The 22,995-nt window shown below is 64.8% G+C and carries 14 protein-coding genes; 7 read left to right on the top strand and 7 right to left on the bottom strand.

Annotation, left to right across the window (positions count from 1 at the left end; all coding sequences use genetic code 11):
- Positions 1 to 100: 100 nt before the first annotated feature.
- Both BLR94_RS07290 and BLR94_RS07285 read right to left on the bottom strand, forming a co-directional pair.
- Positions 101 to 4,969: an NAD-glutamate dehydrogenase gene (locus tag BLR94_RS07290; RefSeq protein ID WP_084304088.1), complete on the bottom strand. Its 4,869-nt coding sequence runs from the start codon at positions 4,967 to 4,969 to the stop codon at positions 101 to 103.
- Between the two features lie 295 nt (positions 4,970 to 5,264).
- Entirely contained in the window at positions 5,265 to 6,359 is a 1,095-nt protein-coding gene (locus BLR94_RS07285; protein ID WP_084304087.1) for an NAD(P)-dependent alcohol dehydrogenase, read from the bottom strand.
- Positions 6,360 to 6,678: 319 nt separating this feature from the next.
- Between BLR94_RS07285 and BLR94_RS07280 the strand changes: the two genes are divergently transcribed.
- From BLR94_RS07280 to BLR94_RS07250, 7 genes are read left to right on the top strand one after another with little or no spacing between them, the layout of a single operon-like run.
- Positions 6,679 to 7,638: an AAA family ATPase gene (locus BLR94_RS07280; protein ID WP_084304086.1), complete on the top strand. Its 960-nt coding sequence runs from the start codon at positions 6,679 to 6,681 to the stop codon at positions 7,636 to 7,638.
- Positions 7,638 to 8,591: a DUF58 domain-containing protein gene (locus BLR94_RS07275; protein WP_084304085.1), complete on the top strand. Its 954-nt coding sequence runs from the start codon at positions 7,638 to 7,640 to the stop codon at positions 8,589 to 8,591. The genes BLR94_RS07280 and BLR94_RS07275 overlap by 1 nt, the downstream gene beginning before the upstream one ends.
- Positions 8,588 to 9,082, top strand: coding sequence for a DUF4381 domain-containing protein (locus BLR94_RS07270; protein WP_084304084.1), 495 nt, complete (start codon positions 8,588 to 8,590; stop codon positions 9,080 to 9,082). Before BLR94_RS07275 ends, BLR94_RS07270 begins: the two co-directional genes overlap by 4 nt.
- On the top strand, positions 9,075 to 10,106 hold the full coding sequence (locus tag BLR94_RS07265) for a vWA domain-containing protein (protein ID WP_084304083.1): 1,032 nt from the start codon (positions 9,075 to 9,077) through the stop codon (positions 10,104 to 10,106). Before BLR94_RS07270 ends, BLR94_RS07265 begins: the two co-directional genes overlap by 8 nt.
- Positions 10,103 to 11,857, top strand: coding sequence for a VWA domain-containing protein (locus tag BLR94_RS07260; protein WP_084304082.1), 1,755 nt, complete (start codon positions 10,103 to 10,105; stop codon positions 11,855 to 11,857). Before BLR94_RS07265 ends, BLR94_RS07260 begins: the two co-directional genes overlap by 4 nt.
- Positions 11,854 to 13,494: a BatD family protein gene (locus BLR94_RS07255; protein ID WP_084304081.1), complete on the top strand. Its 1,641-nt coding sequence runs from the start codon at positions 11,854 to 11,856 to the stop codon at positions 13,492 to 13,494. The genes BLR94_RS07260 and BLR94_RS07255 overlap by 4 nt, the downstream gene beginning before the upstream one ends.
- A 13-nt stretch (positions 13,495 to 13,507) precedes the next feature.
- Positions 13,508 to 14,332 (top strand): helix-turn-helix domain-containing protein, encoded by an 825-nt coding sequence (locus BLR94_RS07250; protein ID WP_084304080.1) that lies wholly within the window; start codon positions 13,508 to 13,510, stop codon positions 14,330 to 14,332.
- A gap of 275 nt (positions 14,333 to 14,607) precedes the next feature.
- On the opposite strand, the gene BLR94_RS07245 is transcribed toward BLR94_RS07250, so the two are convergent.
- The 5 genes from BLR94_RS07245 to BLR94_RS07225 all read right to left on the bottom strand — a co-directional run bounded on the left by BLR94_RS07245 (position 14,608) and on the right by BLR94_RS07225 (position 22,339).
- Entirely contained in the window at positions 14,608 to 15,195 is a 588-nt protein-coding gene (locus tag BLR94_RS07245; protein WP_084304079.1) for a LysE family translocator, read from the bottom strand.
- Positions 15,196 to 15,349: 154 nt separating this feature from the next.
- A complete protein-coding gene (locus BLR94_RS07240) occupies positions 15,350 to 17,728 on the bottom strand; it encodes an efflux RND transporter permease subunit (protein WP_084304078.1) in 2,379 nt (792 codons plus the stop codon).
- Positions 17,729 to 17,747: 19 nt separating this feature from the next.
- Positions 17,748 to 18,794 carry a WD40/YVTN/BNR-like repeat-containing protein gene (locus BLR94_RS07235; RefSeq protein ID WP_084304077.1) on the bottom strand — a complete coding sequence of 349 codons (1,047 nt, stop codon included), beginning with the start codon at positions 18,792 to 18,794 and terminating at the stop codon, positions 17,748 to 17,750.
- A 164-nt stretch (positions 18,795 to 18,958) separates the two neighbouring features.
- Positions 18,959 to 20,320 (bottom strand): DUF1329 domain-containing protein, encoded by a 1,362-nt coding sequence (locus BLR94_RS07230; RefSeq protein ID WP_084304076.1) that lies wholly within the window; start codon positions 20,318 to 20,320, stop codon positions 18,959 to 18,961.
- A 15-nt stretch (positions 20,321 to 20,335) separates the two neighbouring features.
- A complete protein-coding gene (locus BLR94_RS07225) occupies positions 20,336 to 22,339 on the bottom strand; it encodes a DUF1302 domain-containing protein (protein WP_084304075.1) in 2,004 nt (667 codons plus the stop codon).
- Between the last annotated feature and the right edge of the window lie 656 nt (positions 22,340 to 22,995).

Genomic DNA, 22,995 nt, shown 5'->3' with positions numbered 1-22,995 from the left:
TGGGAGCCCGCTTGCGGGCGACGGGTTCTTCATTATTGAGCGATAAAAAAACGCCCCGAACCAGTCGGGGCGTTTTCGTTTGTTGCAGCCGCTCAGTCGATCAAGCCGGCAATAGCGGCAGTTGGCTTTGCGCCAGGTCGCTCAGTTCGCGATTGGCCACGGCATACATGGCGTAATCGCTTCCTGAGGCAGAGCGCAGCTCGGCCAGCATGGCCTTCCAGCGGTCGACCAGGCGACGGTTCTGCTCCAGCCAGGCCTCGACCCGCTCCTCGATCGACTCCGAGCCGCCCGGCAGTTGCAGCACGGATACCGTGATGGCCCGTTGCTGGGCATCCAGATCGTCGCGGAACGCCTCGCGGGCCAGGGCCTGCCAGTTGCTTTCCACGCTCAGGCCGCTGATCTGCTGTAGGTACCACGACAGATCCAGCGCGTCGGCGACGGCGAAGTATGCCGAGGCCACTTCGGTGGGCTCGCGGCCGGTGAGGTCTGCCGATTCGATGATCGGCAGCAGCGTGTACAGGTGGCCCGTGCCCGCCACCACGCGGGACAGCAGCTCCGGCACGCCGGCTTCGACGTAGGTCTGGTAGCGCGCCATCCACTGGTCGCGAGCCGGCCCTTCGAGCAGTTCGTCCAGACGCATGGCCAGCGCCTTGACTCGCGGACCGAGGTGGGCGACGTCGCGGGCAGCGTCCAGATCGTTGCGACGGCTGCGCAGGTACCAGCGGGTGGCACGACGGCCGAGGCGCATCAGCTCATCCATCATGGTCAGTTGCAGATCGGCCGGCACCTGGTTGTCCAGGGCCTCGATCTGCCGCCACCAGAACGGCAGGTGGAACACGTCACGCACCACCACGTAGGCAGCGGCTACCTGCGCCGAACCCACCCCGGTGGACTCCTTCAAGCGCTGCACGAAGGTGATGCCCATGTGGTTGACCAGATCGTTGGCGATCTGCGTGGCGACGATCTCGCGCTTGAGGCGGTGACGGCGCATGGCCTCGCCATACTGCTGGGCCAGGCGTGGCGGGAAGGCGGTCTCCATTTCGCGAGCCAGGTAATCGTCGTCGGCGATGTCGGACTTGATCAGCGACTCCTGCAGCTCGATCTTGCTGTAGGAAATCAGCACCGAGAGTTCCGGACGGGTCAGGCCCTGGCCATTGGTGGCGCGCTCGTTGAGCTCCTCTTCGGTAGGCAGGAACTCCAGGGCGCGGTCGAGTTTGCCGGTCGCTTCCATGGCCACCATCAGGCGTTTGTATTCGCCCTGGCGCTCACGGGCACGGCGCTCGGCGAGCGACAGGGCCTGGGTCTGCTTGTAGTTGTTGCCCAGCACCAGATTGCCGACGTCCTCGGTCATCTCGGCGAGCAGCGTGTTGCGCTGCTTGCCGGTCATGTCGCCGGCGGTGACGATCTCGTTGAGCAGGATCTTGATGTTCACCTCGTGGTCGGAGCAGTCCACGCCACCGGCGTTGTCGATGAAGTCGGTGTTGCTGGCGCCGCCGTTGAGGCCGAATTCGACACGGCCGAGCTGGGTCATGCCCAGGTTGCCGCCCTCGCCCACCACCTTGGCGCGCAGCTCGCGACCGTCGACGCGCAGCAGGTCGTTGGCCTTGTCGCCGACGTCCGCATGGCTTTCCCGGCTGGATTTGACGTAGGTGCCGATACCACCGTTCCAGATCAGATCCACCGGCGCCTTGAGCAGTGCATTGAGCAGCTCGGTAGGCGCCAGCTTGTCGGCCTGGATGTCGAAACGAGCCTTCATTTCCTGGCTGATGGCGATGCTCTTGGCGCTGCGCAGGAAGATGCCGCCGCCCTGGGAAATCAGCGAGGTGTCGTAGTCGGCCCAGCTCGAGCGCGGCAGGTCGAACAGGCGCTGGCGCTCGACGAAGCTGTGCGCCGCATCCGGATTCGGGTCGATGAAAATGTGCAGGTGGTTGAACGCTGCGACCATCTGCAGCGATTCGGACAGCAGCAGGCCGTTGCCGAATACGTCACCGGCCATGTCGCCGATACCGATCACGGTGGTCAGGTCCTTCTGCACGTCGATGCCGCGTTCGCGGAAATGACGCTGCACGGAAACCCAGCCGCCCTTGGCGGTGATGCCCATGCCCTTGTGGTCGTAACCGGCAGAACCGCCCGAGGCGAAGGCATCGCCCAGCCAGAAGCCGTATTCGCCGGCAATGCCGTTGGCGATGTCGGAGAAGGTCGCGGTGCCCTTGTCGGCGGCGACGACCAGATAGGGGTCATCGGCATCGTGGCGCACCACGTTGGCCGGTGGTGCCACCTCGCCTTCTTTCAGGTTGTCGGTGATGTCGAGCAGCCCGCTGATGAAGATGCGGTAGCAGGCGATGGCCTCGGCCTGGACCTCGTCGCGGCCGCCGCCCACGGGCAGGCGACGTGGCACGAAACCGCCCTTGGCACCGACCGGCACGATCACCGCGTTCTTGACCTGCTGCGCCTTGACCAGGCCGAGCACTTCGGTACGGAAGTCTTCTTCACGGTCGGACCAGCGCAGGCCGCCGCGGGCGACGTTGCCGAAGCGCAGGTGCACGCCTTCCACCCGCGGCGAGTAGACGAAGATCTCGAACTTCGGCACGGGCCGCGGCAGTTCGGGGATCGCGCTCGGGTTGAACTTGAAGCTGAAGTAATGCTTCGCCTCGCCCTGGGCATCGGGCTGATAGAAGTTGGTACGCAGGGTCGCCTTGATCAGGTCCAGGTAGCGACGCAGGATGCGGTCTTCGTTGAGCACCGCGACGTTGTCCAGGGCACCGAGAATCGCCTGTTCCAGCTTGTTCTGCTTGTCCTGCAGGTCATCGGCGCCGAGCTTGCGGGCCAGGTAGAAGCGGGTCTTGAACAGCCGCACCAGCTCGCGGGCGATATCGGCATGGTTGAGCAGGGTGTTGGCGATGTAGCCAAGGTCGAAGCCCAGACGAATCTGCTTCAGGTACCGGGCGTAGGCGCGCAGCAGCGCCACGTCGCGCCATGGCAGGCCGGCGGTCAGTACCAGGCGGTTGAAGGCATCGTTCTCGGCGTCGCCGCGCACGATGTGCACGAAGGCATCCTGCAGGGTGTCGTTGAGCTGCTGGATGTCGAGCTTGATGCCCTCGGCATAGGTGAAGGCGAAATCGTGAATCCAGAACTCGCGACCGTTCTGGTGCTGCAGGCGATAGGGGAACTCACCGAGCACGCGCAGGCCGAGGTTCTCGAGGATCGGCAGCACGTCGGACAGCGCCAGCGGCGTATCGGCGTGATACAGCTTGCAGTGCAGCTGGCGCTCGCCCGGCACCAGCGGCTGGTAGAAGCTCATGACCAGCGGGCGCTCGTCGGAGAGGCTGCGCAGGTGCTGCATGTCGACCACCGCCGAATGCGCCGGGAAGCGCTCGCGGTAACCGGCGGGGAAATGCTTGGGGAAGTCGGTAAGCAGCCGCGTTCCCTTGGCCTCACCGAAGTTCTCCACCACCAGGGACGCGTAGTCGTCGGTCCAGGAGCGGCAGGCCTGGATGACCTCACGCTCGAGCTGCTGCGGGTCGATGTCCAGCTTGGTCTTCGGGTCCACGCGCAGGATGAACTGCACCCGGGCCAGTACCGACTCGGAGAAGTAGGTCCAGAACTCGCAATCACTGGCCTGCAGGCGATCGACCAGCACCTGCTGAATGCGCAGGCGGGTCTCGGTGGAATAGATGTCGCGCGGCACGTAGGCCAGGGCGTAGACGAAACGGCCATAGGGGTCGAAACGCAGGAACAGGCGCACCTTGTTGCGCTCCTGGATCTGTACGATCGACAGCGCGGTGCTGGCCAGCTCGTCCACCGGCGTCTGGAACAGGTCGTCGCGCGGCAGCACTTCGAGAACCTTGACCAGCTCCTTGCTCAGGTGGCCCTGGGAGATGAAGCCGGAGCGCTTCTCCACGTCGGCGACCTTGCGGCGAATGTAGGGAATCTCGCGCACGCTCTCGCTGTAAGCGGTGGAGGTGTAGATGCCGAGGAAACGGTACTCCTTGAGCACCTTGCCTGCGTCGTCGATTTCCCGGATGGAAACGAAATCCGGATAGGCCGGACGGTGCACGCGGCTCGGTTGCGCGGCCTTGGCGAACGACAGCAGGCTGGGCTCGCGCAGGTAGGCCAGCGCATAGGGCTCGATACGCAGGTCGTCCTGGCTCAGGCCGCTGCGCAGGCGCTTGGAAAGCCCCAGCAACGAGCTTTCGTCGTACTGCAGGTAGCCGCCGCTGGTATCGTCGTGAACGGTGAATTCCTCGTAGCCGAGGAAGGTGAAATGGTCGTCCTGCAGCCAGGCGAGAAATACCTTTATCTCATCCAGCTCGGCAGCCTCGCTGTGGCCGCGGCCGAGGCTGCCCTCACCCAGCTTGGCCAGCAGCTCTTGGGCCTTGGCCTTCATGGGCTGGAAATCGGCGACGCTCAGGCGCACTTCTTCCAGCACGTCGAGCAGGGTCTTGTGCAGCGACTTGATCTCGGCGTTGCTGGCGCAGCGGTTGATCTCCAGGAACATCAGAGACTCGCGGGTGACATCCTGGCCGGTGGTACCCTTGGGCAGCAACTCGAGGAGCGCGCCCTGGGCATCGCGGCGCACGCTCAGCACGCTGTTCTGCAGGGTGTGGATGCTGTAGCCACGACGCTTGAGTTCGATACGCACGGAATCCACGAGAAACGGGATATCCGGGTGCAGCACCTCGATGCCGGTGTGCGTGCTTTGCCAGCCATGTTTTTCATAGTCGGGGTTGAACACGCGCACCTGGGGCTGGGCAGGGTCGAAGCTGGCCAGCAGGCGCCAGGCGGAAAGGGTGCAACCGACCAGGTCGGAGAGGCGCCGTTGCGTCAATTCCTCGAGGGCGATGATGCCGAAGAATTGTTCAGCGAACAGAGCCACGCCTGGCAGGTCCCGTTCACTGACATGCTGCGCCAGGGCCGCTTGCAGTTGCTGCTGAAAGTCGGCTTTGCTGGCCGCGGTGAAGAACGCCATGTGTATGCTCCATCTATGGGCTTGGTATGTGCGATTCGTGTTTCCATGCGTAGTTCAACCTTAGACCGGCCGCCTGCAAGCGCTACCCGGCATGCGCCACGACGCCCGGTCCCAGGCGCCAGGGCAGCTTAACGAGGCAAGCGGAATGCACGCTTGCGGTGCGGCGACATTTTCGTTCATGCCCGTCAGCACCTCGGCAGACGTCGTACAACATCCTGCGCTCAGGCACGCCCGCCGCATCGTCTCGGTGCCGACCCGGCCACCCTGCCGCGCTCATCACCACCCGCGCAGGGGTTCAGGGCTTGATGGCGACCTTGAGCACGCCGTCGCGCTGGTGGGCGAACAGCTCGTAGGCCGTGCCGATGTCGGCCAGCGCGTAGTGATGGGTCACCAGCGAGCCGAAGTCTGCCCGGCCGGATTCGATCACGCTCATCAGCCGGCGCATGCGTTCCTTGCCACCGGGGCACAGCGCTGTGTTGATCCGGTGGTCACCGAGACCGGCCGCGAAGGACGACAGCGGGATCTTCACATCGCTGGAATAGACGCCAAGGCTGGAAAGCGTGCCACCGGGCTTGAGCACCTTCATGGCCTGCTCGAAGGTACTGGGCAGGCCCAGGCACTCGATGGATGAGTCGGCCCCCCGGCCACGGGTGACCTTCATGACCTCCTCCACCACATCGCATTGCCCGACGTTCAGCGTGATATCCGCGCCCATCGTTCGGGCGATGCCCAGGCGGTGGTCGTTGCCGTCCACCGCGATGATGGTCGATGCCCCCAGCAAGCGAGCCCCGGCAGTGGCACACAGGCCGATCGGCCCCTGGGCGAAGACCACCACGGTATCACCGATACGAATATTGGCATTCTCGGCACCCTTGAACCCCGTGGACATGATGTCCGGGCACATCAGCACCTGCTCGTCGCTGAGCCCGTCGGGAATGGGGGCGAGGTTGCCTTCCGCATCCGGCACCAGCACATACTCGGCCTGGGTACCGTCGATCAGGTTGCCGAAACGCCAGCCCGCCGTGGCCTTGTAGCCGTGGCAACCGCAAAGGCCGTTGTCGATCAGGTAGCTGCCATCCTGCGAGGCCACCCCGTCCTGCGCCGCATAGGAGTTGAAGTTGGGGCAGATGGCCCCGGCGATGACCCGCTGTCCCTCCCGGTAGCCCTTGACCGCGCTGCCGAGCTTTTCGATGATCCCCACCGGCTCATGCCCGACGGTCAACCCTGGCGCGACCGGGTATTCGCCCTTGAGGATGTGCACGTCGGTACCACAGATGGTGGTGGTGGAAATGCGCACCAGCGCATCGTTGGGCCCCACGTCGGGAATGGCCTTGTCGGTCAGTTCGATTCGTCCCGGCGCCACGAAAACCGCTGCCCTCATCATTGCCATGGAGACCTCCTCGATAGGCGGTGTTGCGACAGTGTCAGGCCGATCCTGATACGGCGCGCGCGGAGCGGGCGGATGCCGATGACGGCCTTGCGGTGGGCCAGGAATACCTCCTTCAAGCGCCTGGCACGCCATCGAGTCTAGACGCTGAACGCCACTGGCGCCGACCAGCGCCGGGATACCCGGGTCGAGTGGCGAAACGCCGGACGGCGACAGCCCTTGCACCCTATCGTCCTCCATGGCCTAACCCCCCTGCCTTCGATTATCATGGTCGGCCCTGACGAGCGGGGTCGTCGCTCGCGCTTTCCAGCCTGGAAAACCTATGGAACACAGAGACGCGCTGCTCGCCCTTCGCCACTTCCTGGCCAGCCAGATCCTCGGCCAGGAAAAGCTCATCGACCGGCTGCTGATCGCCCTCCTCGCCGACGGCCACATGCTGGTCGAGGGGGCTCCCGGCCTGGCCAAGACCAAGGCGATCAAGGAACTGGCAGAAGGCATCGAGGCCGAGTTCCACCGTATCCAGTTCACCCCCGATCTGTTGCCCGCCGACATCACCGGCACCGAGATCTATCGCCCGGAAACCGGCAGCTTCGTGTTCCAGCAGGGGCCGATCTTCCACAACCTGGTGCTCGCCGACGAGATCAACCGGGCGCCAGCCAAGGTGCAGTCGGCACTGCTCGAAGCCATGGCCGAGCGCCAGGTGTCGGTAGGCCGCAGCACCTACGACCTGTCACCGCTGTTTCTGGTCATGGCCACCCAGAACCCCATCGAGCAGGAAGGCACCTACCCGCTTCCCGAGGCGCAGCTCGACCGTTTCCTGATGCACGTGAAGATCGGCTTCCCCGATGCCAACGTGGAACGCAAGATCCTCGCCCAGGCCCGCGGCGAGGCGCTGCACGGTGAAACCAAGCCCGACCACCGCCTCAGCCAGCAGGCGATCTTCGCGGCACGCAAGGAAATCCTCGGCCTGTACATGGCCGACGCGGTGGAGGAATACCTGGTGCAACTGGTGATGGCCTCGCGCACGCCGGGCAAGTTCGATGCCGAGCTGGCCGAGTGGATCGCCCACGGCTCCAGCCCGCGCGGTTCCATCGCCATGGATCGCTGTGCGCGTGCCCATGCCTGGCTGGCCGGCCGCGACTTCGTCAGCCCGGAAGACATCCAGGCGGTGCTGTTCGACGTGCTGCGCCACCGCATCATCCTGTCGTTCGAGGCGGAGGCCTCGGGTATCGATCAGGATCGCGTGATCCAGCGCATCCTCGACGTGGTCGCGGTAGCCTGATGCAAGCGCAGACGGATGACTCCGAGCTGCAGGCGGGCATCCGTACCGATCTCAAGCAACTCATCGACATGCGTCACCACGTTCGCGAAGTACCGCTGTTCTCCACGCCGGGCAGGCGCAGCCCGCTGATTGGCCTGCACCATTCGAAGCTGCGCGGACGCGGCGTTGACTTCGACCAGGTACGGGTCTACCAGCCCGGTGACGATGTACGCACCATCGACTGGCGCGTCACCGCGCGCACCCAGGAACCGCATACCAAACTGTTCCACGAAGAACGCGAGCGGCCGGTCTACGTACTCGTGGAGCAGAGCCGACAACTGTTCTTCGGCTCCGGCCTGATGTTCAAATCGGTGCTCGCCGCCCGCGCCGCCGGGCTGATCGGCTGGGCCGCACTGGGCCATAACGACCGTATCGGTGGCCTGGTATTCGGCGCCCAGGACCACCACGAAATCAAACCACGGCGCAGCAAGCAGAGCCTGCTGCAACTGCTCAGCCGCCTGGCCCGCGCCAACCAGGCACTACACGGTGATGCTCCGGTCTATCGGGACAGCTTCGGTCAGGCCCTGCGCCGCGCCCGCGAAGTGCTGCGCCCCGGCAGCCTGGTGGTGATCCTCTGCGACCAGCGCACCCTGAGCGACAGCAGCGAACAACAGTTGATCCTGCTCGCCAGGCACACCGACCTGTTGCTGCTGCCGGTCTCCGACCCCCTCGATCATGCCCTGCCGGCATCCGGCCTGCTGCGTTTCGCCGATGGCGGCGCCCAGCTGGAAGTGGACACCGAGGACGCCAGCCTGCAGCACCGCTACGCCGCCCAGGCGCAGGCCCGCCAGGCGCGCTGGCAACGCCTGGCGCAGAAACTCGGCGTGCCGCTGCTGTCGCTGTCCACCGCCCAGGAGCTGGTCGAACAACTGCGTGAACACTTGAACAACCTGCGCCCCGGTAAATCGGCATGAACCCGCTCGATCAACTGCAACCGCTGATCGCCCCGGCCGCCGTTGGCTGGTGGCCGCCCGCACCGGGCTGGTGGCTGCTGGCGATGCTCCTGCCGGTGCTCAGCGTAGTGGCCTGGCGGCTGTTCAGGCGGTTGCCCGGAACGCAGCGCAAGCCGGCCGCCGAACAGCCCCTCGACCCGCTGCGCGAAGCGGCCCTGCAGGAGCTGCAACGCCTCGGCAAACCCTATGACGGCATCCCGGCCGGGCCCTGGCTGCAGCAGATCAACGGCCTGCTCAAACGCCTGTGCCGCGAACGTTACCCGGACAGCCACAGCCATACCCTGAGCAGCCGTGCCTGGCTGGCGTTTCTCGACAACCGCTGCCCGGCCGCCGGCCTGACCCGCTGGATGATCCTCGTGGAAGGCGCCTACAAGCCGCACTGCAATCTGGACGACAAGGCCATCGAGGGCCTCAACGGGGCCGTCGCCATCTGGATCCGCAAGCATGTTTGAGCTCGCCTGGCCATGGATATTCCTGCTCGCGCCGCTGCCCTGGCTGCTGCGCCTGTGGCTGCCGCCAGCCGACAGCGGCGAGGCAGCGTTGCAGGTGAGCTTTCTCGATGAGCTGGAAAACCTGTCCGGGCGCCGCGCCCGCCTGCAGCTTCCGCCGTGGAAGAAACAGGTGCATTTCGCCCTGCTCTGGTTACTGCTGCTGTGCGCCGCGGCACGCCCGCAATGGGTCGGCGAGCCTCTGCCACTACCGGCCAGCGGGCGCGATCTGCTGATCGCCGTGGACGTATCCGGCTCCATGGATTACGCCGACATGCGCTGGGACGACGAGGAGGTCAGCCGCCTGACGCTGGTCAAGCACTTGATCGGCGAGTTCATCGAGGGGCGCAGCGGTGATCGACTCGGGCTGATCCTGTTCGGCAGCCAGGCCTACCTGCAGGCGCCGCTGACCTTCGACCGGCAGACCGTGCGCACCTGGCTCGACGAAGCGGTGATCGGCATCGCCGGCAAGAATACCGCCATCGGCGATGCCATCGGCCTGGCGGTGAAGCGTCTGCGCCAGCGGCCGGCACACAGCCGCGTGCTGGTACTGATCACCGACGGTGCCAACAACGGCGGCGAAATCGAGCCGATGACCGCCGCCCGCCTGGCCGCCGAAGAAGGCGTGACCATCTACCCCATCGGCATCGGCGCCGACCCGCAGCAAGGTGGCAACTTCGCGGCCTTCGGTTTCAACCCGAGCCTGGACCTGGACGAACCGACCCTGCGCGCGATCGCCGAGCTCACCGGCGGCGACTATTTCCGTGCCCGCGATCAGCACGAACTGCAAGCCATCGAAGCGACCCTCGATCGCCTCGAACCGGTAGCCCAACAACCGACCCTGGCGCGCCCTGCCCTGGCGCTCTATGCCTGGCCCCTGGCAGCGGCCGTGCTGCTCAGCCTGGTGCTGGTGACTCGCGGCCTGTGGCCGCAGCTGCGCCAGCAGCGGCTCACCCTCCTGCAGCGGCTGGGGCGCAAGGCACCATGAGCGAACTCAACGGCCTGTGGCCCCACCTGTTGCGCCCCTGGTGGCTGTTGCTGCTGCCACTGACAGCCTGGCTGCTGTGGCTGCTCACCCATCGCGAGAAACGCAGCGGCCGCTGGCAGGCGCTGTTGCCGCCCGCCTTCCATGCCGTGCTGCTGCGTGGCGGCCGGGGCCGCAGCAGCCGCCTGCCGTGGATCGCCCTCGGCCTGGCCTGGCTGCTGGCCATCCTGGCGCTGCTCGGGCCCAGTTGGCAGCGGGTGGAGCAGAACGACCTGAAGCCGGCGGATCCGCTGGTGGTGGTGCTCGAGCTGACCCCGCAGATGCTGGCCAGCGACGCCTCGCCCAATCGCCTGGCCCAGGCGCGGCGCAAACTGCTCGACCTGTTGCAGGCCCGCGGCGATGCGCAGACCGCCATCGTGGTGTATGCCGGCAGCGCCCACACCCTGGTGCCGCTGTCGGACGACCTGGGCACCAGCCGCAACCTGCTCGAGGCGCTCAAGCCGTCGATCATGCCGGAGCCGGGTGCGCGCGCCGACCTGGCGGTGGCCAAGGCCCTGCAATTGCTCAAGGACGGCGCTCAGGGTCAGGGCCGCCTGTTGCTGATCACCAGCAGCCTGGATGACAGCGAACGCAGCGCCATCGGCAAGCTGCTCGGCAGCCGTGGCGAGCGCCTGCGCATTCTCGGTGTGGGCAGCAGCGAGGGCGCGCCGATCATCCAGGAGGACGGCACCTTCATGAAGGACGATCAGGGCGCCATCCTCATGCCGCGCCTGGATGCCGCCGGGCTGAGCCGGTTCGCCCGCGACCTGGGCGCCCAGTACCGTAGCATCAGCCTCGACGAGCGTGACGTGCGCGCCCTTGGCCTGCTCGATGGCCCACAGCAGGTGCGCGACGACGGCCACAAGACGCAGCTGCGCAGTTGGGCCGACCAGGGGTACTGGCTGTTGCTGCCACTGTTGCTGCTGGCGGCCTGTGCCGGACGCCGCGGCTGGCTGCTGTGCCTGCCGCTGCTGTTGCTGGGCACCCCGCAGACGAGCCTGGCGTTCAGCTTAGATGACCTCTGGCTGCGTGCCGATCAGCAGGGCCAGCGCCTGCTCGATGCACAGCGCCCCAAGGAGGCCGCAGAGCGTTTCGATGACCCGCAGTGGCGTGGCCTGGCACTCTACGAAGCCGGAGACTACGCCGCCGCAGCCGAGCAATTCGCCCTGAACGACAGTGCCGCCTCCCTGTACAACCGCGGCAACGCCCTGGCCCGCAGCAACGAACTGGAGGCCGCCGTAGACGCTTACGAGCGCGCCCTGGAAATCGACCCGCAACTGCTCCAGGCCGAGCAGAACAAGGCCCTGGTGGAAGAACTGCTGCGCCAGCGCGAACAGCAGCAAAGCCAGCCGAAGGATCAGCCGGACGGTAAAACGCGCGAGGAAAACGACGAACAACAGCAACCCGGTCAATCTGCAGCCCCCACCCCGGACGCGCGGGAGGCCAGCCAGGGCGAGCCCGGCACGTCGCAGGCGCAACAGCCGCCGGGCAATGCGAAAACCTCGCCGGGCCAGCCCTCGGAAACAGGTGAGAGCGCTGAACGGCCGGCCTCGCCACCCGCCGATACGCGCAGCTCGGAAGTCGATGAGCCGCTCGATGGTGAGCGTCGCCAGGCTCTGGAACAATGGCTGCGGCAGATTCCCGATGACCCGGGCGAACTGCTGCGTCGCAAATTCTGGTACGAACAGCAACAGCGTCAGGAACCGCCACGATGACCCGCCTGCTCTGCACCCTGCTCTTTTGCCTGCTGGCGTTTCAGGCCGGCGCGCAGGACCTTGTCGCCAGCGTCGACCGCAGCCGGCTGAACCTGGGTGAAAGTGTCGACCTGACCCTGGAATCCATGGACTCCACGCAGTTCGGCAAGCCCGACCTGACGCCGCTCGACGAACTGTTCGACGTGCTTGGCACCCGCCAGGTCAATCGCCTCACCACCCTGGGTGGCGAAGCCCGCGCCACCACGCGCTGGATGGTCACCCTGCGACCGCGCCACAGCGGCTACGTGGTGGTGCCACCGCTGCGCCTGGGCGATTCTCAGAGCCAGCCGATCAGCCTGCATGTTCTCGAGTCGACCGCCCAGGAGGCGAACGAGCAGATGGCGCCTGTGTTCATCGATGCCAGCCTGGATCAGGAAAGCGTCTACGTGCAGGCGCAGAGCGTGCTGACCCTGCGTATCTACCATTCCGTGTCGCTGTACGACGACAGCAGCCTGACGCCGCTGGAAATCGCCGATGCGCGGGTCGAGTCCTTGGGCGAGCCGCGCACCTACGAGCAGGATATCGGTGGGCTCCGCCACGGTGTGATCGAATTGCGCTACGCCATCTTCCCGCAGAAGAGCGGCGAGTTGACGATCCCTGGCCAGGTGTTCAGCGCCACCCTGGCCGAACGCGCCAGCAAAAACGACTACCTGCCCTTCGGGCCGCGCCCCGGCAAGGTCACGCGGGTCAAATCGCCGGAAATCCCGTTGACGGTCAAGGCCAAGCCTGCTGATTACCCGGCAGACGCACCGTGGCTGCCGGCCCGTGCCCTGAGCCTGGCCGAGGGCTGGAGCCCGGAGCCGGGGCAGCTCAAGGTCGGCGACTCGCTGACCCGTAGCCTGATGCTCAAGGCCGATGGCCTGTCCAGTGCGCAACTGCCACCACTGCCCGCGACCACGGTGGACGGCCTGCGCCGCTACCCGGACCAACCGCAGCTCAACAACGAACGCAGCGAGCGCGGCCTGATCGGCAGCCGTGAGGAGCGCGAAGCCCTGGTGGCCAGCAAGGCCGGCACCCTGCAACTGCCGGCAGTCGAGGTGGTGTGGTGGAACACCCATGAGGACCGCCTGGAACGCAGCAGCCTGCCGGGACGCAGCCTGGAAGTGGCAGCGGACCCGGCCATGAGCGTGGAGCAGGCGGTTGAACCACCGCCACGCGGCATCGCGGTCGACGAAGCACGTCTGTGGCCGTGGCAGCTGAGCAGCGTGCTGTTCGCCCTGACCAGCGTGCTCGGTTTCGGCCTGTGGTGGCACGCACGGCGCCAGCCCGCCATCCAGCGCGCGGCGCAGAGTGGCCCGAGCCCACGCACCCTGCTCGACGACCTCAGGCGCGCCTGCCTGGCCAACGACAGCCAGGCCACCCGCCAGGCCCTCGATGCCTGGGCGCGCCAGCAACCGGAAACCCTGGCCGATATGGCGGCCCGTTTCGCACCGCTGTCCGAGGCCCTCGACGGCCTCAACGGCGCGCTGTACAGCGAAAGCGGCCAGCACTGGCAAGGCACCCAGTTGTGGCAGGCCATCGGCGAGCTGCCAGCGGCGGAAAAAGCCCAGGAAAACGGCCAGGAAACCACTCAACTGCCGCCTCTTTATCCGCGCTGAACAGGAAAGACCGATGACCGAGCAGCCAGTCTCCACGCTTCCCAGCTTCTGGCGCGATGACGCCCTGCCCTTCGTCGAGCTGCGCTCGATCGAAGATGGCCGCCAGGTCTGCTATGGCCGGCACAGCCACGAGATCTTCTCCATCGGTGCAATCACCCGTGGGCAGAGCACCTACAGCAATCGTGATGTGGACCGTCACGTCAGCCAGGGCACCGTGGTATTGATGAATCCCGGCGACGTGCATGCCTGCAACCCCATCGACGGGCAACCCTGGTCGTACCTGATGCTGTATGTCGACCCACAGTGGCTGGGCCGCCTGCAGCAGGCGCAGGGGCTGACCGATACGCCGGTCTTCCAGCGCTTCGCCTGCATCGCCAGTGACGATGCAGGGCTGTATCAGAACGTGCTGCAACTGCGTGAGACCCTGCTCGACCCTGCCCTTGCCCCGAACGACAAGGCCGCCCGCGCAACGGCTTTCTTCAGCCTTGCCCTGCAACGCCTGGCGCTGGAAGGCGACAGCGACGAGCGTATCAACTCGCGTCTGGAACAGGCCGCCCGCCTGATCCACCAGCATTGCGGCGAACCGCTCAGGCTCGACACCCTGTGCGAAGCCGCGCAGCTGTCACCGTCGCAGCTGATTCGCGGCTTCAAGCAACGTTACGGCATGACGCCCCACGCCTACCTGCTCAACCGCCGCATCCAGTTCGCCCACTACCGCCTGAAGAGCGGTGCGCCACTGGCCGACGTGGCTCTGGAGGCCGGCTTCGCCGACCAGGCGCACTTCCAGCGCACCTTCAAACAGTTCCTCGCTGCCACCCCCGGCCAGTATCGCGGCTAGGGACAACCACGCCATACCCGGCCCAATGCCGAGTTCCGGTTCTCTGGCGCTCTAAGAACCTGTTCATAATCTTTCAGCCCAGGTTCATCGATTTCGGCAGCTAAGTGGCGGGAGCGGCCTTTTGTAGGGTGGGCGACGCTTCACCTACGCGGCCCGACCCGTCCATCGCTCTGCGATCGTAATGGTGGACAAAAAGAGCGTTGTCCACCCTGTGCAGGAATGCCTTGTAGTTGCCGCTTCATGCGCATAAAGATCGTGAATAGGCTTTAACGGGCTTACGCCAACACCAGATACCCCGCACTGGCCACCAACAACCCCGCCAGCACCCGATTGAAAACCCGCACCCGCTGCGGCGCCTGCAGGTACGGCTGCAAGCAGGTTCCGGCATAGGCCCAACACGCCAGCGACAGGTAACACACCACACAGTAGATCGCGGCGAACTGCCAGACCAGCAAAGCCTCACCATCGGCAACGAAGGCCCCCATGCCGGCGATAGCCGCCAGCCAGGCCTTGGGATTCAGCCATTGCATGAGCGCGCCGTGCATGAACGACGCGACCGGTGCCCCCTCGCCCGCCTGCAGCGACCCATCGTCGGCCGCCAATCGCCACGCCAGATACAGCAAAAATGCCACGCCCGCCCACTGAATCGCCACGGTCAGCCCGGGTAATAGTGACAACAGTTCGTGCAGCCCCATGCCGATCAGCACCAGCAGCAACGTGAAGCCCAGCGTCGCGCCAGCGACATGTCGCAACGCAACCCGCAATCCGTGCCGCGCACCGGTGCTCAGCGAAACCAGATTGACCGGTCCGGGAGAAATGGATGCGGCCAGTGCGAAGGCCGCCATGGACAGAAACAGACTCATCACGCATGCCCACCACTGATTTGGAGTGAGGCAAACTAACCGGTGGCCACCGAGGCGTATTGAAGAAAACACGCATGGCCCGAAGTGTGGCTGCAGAGAAAGGCGGGAAAAAAAACCGCGGCCAGGCCGCGGTTTCTTCATGTCGCCATCGGTTTCAATGGGCCAGCAACGAACCGCCCTGCTTGCCGGCCAGCTTCTCCGGCTTGATCAGGAAGTGCGCCAGGGCCGGCAGCAGCCACAGGGCACCGAACATGTTGACGATGAACATGAAGGTCAGCATCAGGCCCATGTCGGCCTGGAACTTGATCGCCGAGAACATCCAGGTGGCCACGCCGATGGCCAGGCACAGCCCGGTGAACAGCACCGCCTTGCCGGTGGAGCGCAGGGTCTGGTAGTAGGCTTCCTGCAACGGCAAGCCAGCCCGCAGGAAGGTTTCCAGGCGGCTGTAGATGTAGATGCCGTAGTCCACGCCGATACCCACGCCCAGCGCGATCACCGGCAGGGTGGCGACCTTCACGCCGATGCCCAGGAAGGCCATCAGGGCGTTGCCGAGGATCGAGGTGAGGATCAGCGGCAGCACGATGCACAGGGTCGCCGCGAAGGAGCGGAAGGTGATCATGCACATCACCCCGACGCACAGGTAGACCAGCACCAGGATCAGCAGCTCCGAGGTGCTGATCACGTCATTGGTCGCAGCCTCGATGCCGGCGTTACCCGCCGCCAACAGGAACTCCACGTTCTCCGACCGATGCTCGGCGATGAACGCCTGGACCGCCGCCACCGCGCCTTTCAGCGTCTCGGCCTTGTGATCCTGAAGGAATACCAGCACCGGTGCCAGGGAGCAGTCGGCGTTGTACAGGCCGTCGGCGCGGGCGATGGAGTTGTTGAGCACGTCCTGGTTGCGCGACAGGGTTTCCCATTTCAGGTTGCCCTCGTTCATGCCCTTGATCAGCTGCCGCGACACGCTGACCATGGAGATCGCCGACTGCACGCCGGGCGTGTTGTCCATCGTCCACATCAGTTCGTCCATGGCGGCCATGGCCTCGTAGCTCGAACAGCCTTCAGGCGCGGTCTTGACCATCACCACCAGCACGTCGGAGCTGGTCGAGTAGTTGCGGATCACGAAATCGTTGTCGAGGTTGTAGCGCGAGTCCGGGCGCAGTTCCGGCGCGCCCTGATCGAGGTCGCCGACCTGCAGATTCTGGTGCTGGTACCAGAAGCCGCCAAGCGCCGCGGCCAGCGCCAGCAGCACGGAAAGCGGCGCGACCCTGGCGCTGGCGAAGTTCGACAGCGCCCGCCAGAACGGATGGTCGCTCACCGCATCGCGCTTGCTGCGCTCCACGGCCTTCTTGCTGATGCCGATGTAGGAGATCGCCACCGGCAACAGGATCAGGTTGGTGAAGACGATCACCGCGACACCGATGGAGGCGCCGATGGCCAGTTCGCGAATCACCCCGATATCGATCAGCAGCAGGGTGATGAAGCCCACGGCGTCGGCGAGGATGGCGATCATCCCTGGCAGGAACAGCTGCCGGAAGGTCAGCCGCGCCGCGGTCAGGGCATTGTCGGCGCCGCTGGACTGCAAGGCGATGCCGTTGATCTTCTGCACGCCATGGGAAATACCGATGGCGAAGATCAGGAACGGCACCAGCATGGAATACGGATCGAGGCCGAAGCCGACCGAGTGCATCAGCCCCAGTTGCCAGACCACCGCCACCAGGGTGGTGATCAGCACCGCGATGGTGCTGCGGATGCACCAGGTGAACCCGTACAGCAGCACGAAGGTGATCAGCAGTGCCACGCCAAAGAACAGCGCCACCATGACCAGGCCATCGATCAGGTCACCGACCTTCTTGGCGAAGCCGATGATGTGCACCTGCACCTCGGGATTCTGCGCCTGGTACTTGCTGCGGATCTTCTCTTCCAACTGGTGGGAAAATTGCTGGTAGTCGAGCTTGATCAAACGGCCCTGATCCTCGGGATCCGGGTAGGACTCGAGCAGCGGCACGTCGATGATGCTGGACTTGAAGTTGTTGGCCACCAGGCGACCGATCTGCCCGGACTTGAGCACGTTGCCGCGCAGTTCCTCGAGGCTCTGCGGGCTGCCATCGTAGGTCTGCGGAATCACCTCGCCACCGGCGAAGCCCTCTTCGGTGACTTCGGTCCAGCGCACGCTGGGGCTCCACAGCGACTTCAGCCCCGAACGGTCGACGCCCGGGATGTAGAACACTTCGTCGTTGATCAGGCGCAGCGTTTCCATGTACGACTGGCTGAAGATGTCGCCCTCCTTGGCCTCCACGGAAATCCGCACGGTATTGCCCAGGTTGGCCAGGTCGTTGCGGTGCTCCATCATGTTCTGGATGAACGGATGGCTCAGCGGGATCATCTTCTCGAAGCTGGTGGACGGCCGCACCTGGGTGGCCTGGAAGAACAGAAACACGCTGACCAGCAGGCAGATCAGGATCACCGCCGGCCGGTTGTTGAAGATCAGGCGCTCGAGCAGGCTGGCCTTGTCTTGGTGATGGTTACTCATCGAACACTACCCCAGCTGGTCATTGTTGGCCTGGATTGGCACCGGTCGACGAGGTCAGGCGTACGCCGCCCTGCCCGACCAGGATCAGCGTGCCATCGGCACCTGCGGTCACGCCCGCCAGCGATACCCGATCCGGGCGATTGAACACGCTGAAGCTGTGGCCATGATCGCTGCTGGTGAGCACGCTGCCGCCATGCCCGACCACCACGATGGTGCCGTCGTCGAGCAAGGCGGCACTGGCCAGGCCGAACTCCAGGGTGCCGCCACTGGCAGTCGAGAGTGCAATTTGCTGCCAGCTGTCGCCGCCATCGGCGGAGCGGAACAGATGCCCACGCAGGCCATAGACCAGCAGGCCGTGCGGCTCGCCGCTGGCGAGCACGCCGAACAGCGAGCCCTGGTAGGGCCCTTCAAGGGTCTCCCAGGTTTCGCCGCCATCGATGGAGCGAAACAGGCTGCCCATCTCGCCGACGATGAACAGGCCGGTGTCCTTCACCTCGGCGATGCCGTTGAGGTGATAGGCGTCTTCGTTGTCGAGACGGTCGCTGACATCTTCCCAGGTGACGCCACCATCGCTGGTTTGCAGCAGCGCCCCGTAGGCGCCGATGGCGAAGCCGTGTTGCCGGTCCTTGAACCAGACGTCGAGCAACGGTGCCTCGCGCTGCAAGTCCTCGAACTGCTTATTCCAGGTGGCGCCGCCATCGGTTGTGGCCAGTACCAGGGCATCGTGACCGACCGCCCAGCCGTGCTGATCATCGACGAAGAACACCGCGGTGAGCATCTGCCGGGTGGGCACCTTGGCCTGCGCCCAGCTGGTGCCCTCGTTATCGGAATAGAGAATGTGGCCGCGCTCGCCGACCGCGACCAGGCGTTTGCCGGCGTGGGCGATATCGAGCAACAGACTGGATATGGCCTTTGCCGAGGGCACCGAATAGGTGACGGCCTCGTCGGGGGCTTGCGCCTGCACGAGCGGCGCGGCGGCCACCAGCAGTGCGCACAGCGCCAGCGCCTGCAGCGCCGGCTGCAAGGTTCTCCCGCCCCTGGTACGCCGCAAAACGGGCTCACTCATACACAACTCCCCCTTCTTCTTGTTATGGCCAGCGCCTGTGCAGCGACGCTCATGCTAGCGGCCTTTGCAGATCCTGGTAGTCACCAAAATCCACTGTTTTGTAAGAAAAAGCCCGTCTTATCGACCGCACGAATGACGGCCGCACGGCCGCTGACGTCAGTCGCTCAGCGCGTCCCGCGGCGGCGCAGCGCCGCCGGCGTGAAGTAGCCGTCATCGACGGCAGGCTGACTGAAGTCGATGGTATTGGCTTCTTCGTTATCCAGATTCTGCACGTGGTAGCGACGCGCCTGCAGATCGTGGAATACATCCAGCGCAGACCAGGTCGTCGGCAGCTCGTAGTAGTTCTTCAGGTACGCCAGGGACACGCGCCACAATTCACCCCGACCATCGTACTGATCGACCACGGCGGCCTGCCAACTGTCTTCGTCGAGGTACAGGGTGCGCCTGGAATAGATGTGCCGGGCGCCGGGCTTGAGCGTGCCCTCCACAACCCACACCCGGTGCAATTCATGGCGGGTGAAGGCGGGATTGAGGTGGCCGACCTGCAGCAGATCCTTGTAGGTGACCTGCGGGCTGGTGACCTTGTAGTTGTTGTAGGGGATGTAGATTTCCTTCTTGCCGACCAGCTTCCAGTCGTAGCGGTCCGGGGCACCGTTGAACATGTCGGTATCGTCGGCGGTACGCAGGCCATCGGCAGCTGAGATCGGCGTGTCATAGGCGAGGTTCGGTGCACGGCGCACGCGACGCTGACCGGTGTTGTAAGCCCAGGCCTGGCGCGGCTCCTTGACCTGATCCAGGGTCTCGTGGACCAGCACCGCGCCACCGGCCAGGCGCGCCGGGCTGCGGGTGAACGCCAGGTAGTAGAAGAGGATGTTGTTCAGGTCGGCATAGCTGCCCTTCGGGTCGTAGAACCGGAACATAGCCTCCTGCTGCGAAGTGATCAGCGAGTAGGCGCCATTGCGCTGCACCGCCACTTCCGAGGCACGCCGCACGATGTAGGTGCCGCGGTAACGGGCGATGTGGTTCCACAGCGCCTCGACCCCGCTCTGCGGGATCGGGAACGGAATGCCACCGTAGGCATCGGCGAAGCCGTTGCCGCCGTCGAGCAGCTTGGCGCTGAGCGCATTCTTCGCCGTATTGTCGTAGACCCACTGCGGCGCCGAACCGGAACGGCGACTGGTGTACACCGGCATCTGGTAGGTATCCGGGTAAGCCTCGAATAGCGCGATCTGCCCGGGCGTGAGGTGGTCCCGGTACTGCTGCAGGTTGGCCTTGGTGATGGTGAACAGCGGTTTGTCGTCCGCGAAAGGATCGACATGGTGCGTGCCCGAGCCTTGATAACCAGCCGGTGCCTGAGTGACACCGCCTGTCCAGGCCGGAATGCTGCCCGCGGCATTGCCGGCCTTCTCGCCGCCCAGCGGCGTCAGGCTGGTGCCCAGCCTGGCCGCATCCTGAGGCGAAACAGCCGCCTGGGCGTTAACCGCCAGCAGGACCAGCGCCACTGCAACGCCTTTGATGTTGAACATGCCGTTTCCCCGTGTTCAGAAAGAGTATTTGACGTTGACGCCGAGATTGTCGCGGTCGCGCACGGCATTGTTGTTGCCGCCACCGGAAAACTCGGTGTACTGCAGCTCGGCTTCCAGGCTGTTCATGTAATTGGCCTTCATACCGAGGGTATAAGCCTTGCGGCCTTCGACGAAGTTACCGGTCTGGTAGGAATTACCCTCGAAGTCATCCTTGTAGACGACGAAGGGCGACAGGTTGACCCCGGCCACGACGTCGTTCCAGGTGCCGGACAGCACCAGGGTGTAACCATAGGCGTTCTTGTTGACCTGATAACTGCGGCCATAACCGAAAGCGTAGGAGGAATCGCCACGCCCGGCGTAGTAGCGAGTCGAGCCATCGTATGCGGTGTACTGCAGGTCGCTGCCGCGCAGGTGCTCGGAGGCCAGTTCGGCCACGCCGGTCAGGGCATCGAAGCCCAGCGACGGGCCGAAGTTGTAGAGGGTACCCAGCGACGCGTTGTAGGCCTCGACGCGCTCGTAGTTGTGAATCTGGTCGCCGAGCTGCAGCGCGCGGCCACCGATATTCACCTGCTGGCCCTGCACCAGTTGCGGTGCCTGACGCAACAGATCGCCGAGCAGGTCGTTGGTGGCGGCGACGCCGATCGGCAGGTTCGGCCGGTAGGACAGCTCACCGAACAGCGAGGCATCGCCCAGTGTGGTGTTGAAGCTGAAACCGTACATGCGGATATCTTCGACGTACTCGCGGCGGGCGTTGATGCTGTTGGCGACATCGATGGTGGCGATACCGCCCACGGCACTGGCCAGCGCACTGCGGTAGGCATTGGCCAGACCACCGGTAGGATCGGCCGCGATGGCGCCCTGCAGTTGGGGCACCGTCAGGCCGACCGCGGCAGCGACCGACTGCTGGATGGCCGGCGTGGCGGCCGCCTGGATGGCTGCGAGATTCAGCCCGGGATAGCTACCCAGATCAGCCGCAGCGGTGGGCTCCTTGGCGTGGTAATTGACGAAGTAGAAACCGAACTCGGTCGAGTTCAACTGCTCGGCGATATAGCGCAAGGCTACACCGAACTGGCCATCGTTCCTGGCGTTGATGTCCTTGCCGATGGACGCCACTTTGATATAACCGTTGGCGTCGATGTCACGGCCACCCTGCAGGCCACCGGTGGCGCCCAGGCCGCTGTACAAGCCTGCCAGCGGGAGCAGTGCGGGCTGTCGCGAATAGGCGGTATTGCCACCTTCGGCGAACAGGTCGGTCTCGGAGAAGTAGCTGCCCACCGGGTCAATGGCGGTTTCCTTCCAGTTGAACTGGTAGAAAGTCTCCATCGACAGGTTGTCGGTCAGGCCGATATTGAAACTGACCGCCTCGACGGGGATCAGCACTTCCTTGATCTCCGAACCTGGCAGCCGGAAGCGCGCGCCGTCCACCGGGTTGCTGGTGTTCACGCCACCGCGATAGAACACGCCCTCGCCCCAGTTGAACACCTGCCGGCCCAGACGCGCACTGACCGGACGCTCGGCGACATCCCAGTTGCCATACACGTAGGCATCGAGAATCTGCGCATCGCGTCCGGCCTTGTGCCGAGTATCGCGAGTGAAGCTGTCATCGTTGGGGAAGTTCTGGCTCGGCTGAGTGAGCCTGTTACCGCTGTTGAAGTCGTTGCGCTTGTCCATGATCCGGGTGTCATAGAACGCCGTGCCACGCACGAAGAGGCCGTAGTTCTGGTAATTCATTTCCAGGTCGGAGGTGATCTTGAACACCTCGGAAACCAGCCCGGTATCGAAATTGCGATTGCCGTCGTTGACGTTGACGTCGTCGTTGCTTCTGCTCTGCCCCTGCACACGCCAGAGCTGCCCGTAGGACAGCGTGGTGTCGAGCGAGCCGCTGATTTCGTTGTCGGCGAAGCTGAACTCCGCCGCCTGTACGGGCACCGTGACCAGCAGCGGTAACACGCTGGCCAGGGCATAACCCGCCTGCGCCGGCAACAGGCGCAAGGCCGGCTCAAAGGACTTGATACGCATTGAATCGCTACTCCGCTGACAGACAGTCGTTGTTCTATCCGGCCCGTTTCCGGTGGGCCTGGCGGACACCTTGTTCGGGTATCCTGCCATTGCGCTGAACTGGCTGACGTCACTGCCCCATGCAGTGCAACCTTGGTGCCAGTTCAAACGCTCGTATTAGCTGAAAGCGCTTTTCCAGAGCAGCTCCGTAGCGTCTTTTTATGACTGATCAGCCACTGATCAATTTGCGTCGGTTATCGCCTGCCAAGGCACGCTCCTCCCCAGGAAATCGTGCCAAACGCGCACAGCTCCACGCGCTCGTCAATCGATCACGCGAGGTATTCAGTGTGTCGGCGTATAACCGGATAACAGTCGATGCCGGCAGGTAACGAAAAACCGTTACTGCGGGAACCAACGGTAACATTCGGCCCGATGACGCGCGTTAAAGCAAGTCAAACCGCTCTAGGACGAAGCTTTCAGGCCTGGGAAGTGGCTCCGCGGCGGGCCGGGGATAGGCACTCGGGGGAGCCAGGGCCGGCAATCCCATGGACCCCGGACGCGCAGCCAATGACGCGGCGATTGCACCGCCCGCAAGCGGGCTCCTGCCGCACTGGGCGGTCACACCGGGAGCAGCAGCGCTTCCGGTGCGAGTCGAGCAGGCAGCCCGAATGCGGCCT

Source organism: Phytopseudomonas flavescens (genome assembly GCF_900100535.1).
GTDB classification, from domain to species: Bacteria; Pseudomonadota; Gammaproteobacteria; order Pseudomonadales; family Pseudomonadaceae; genus Aquipseudomonas; species Aquipseudomonas flavescens.
The sequence above is the reverse complement of the archived record's forward strand: the minus strand, read 5'-3'. Positions and strand labels throughout refer to the sequence as shown.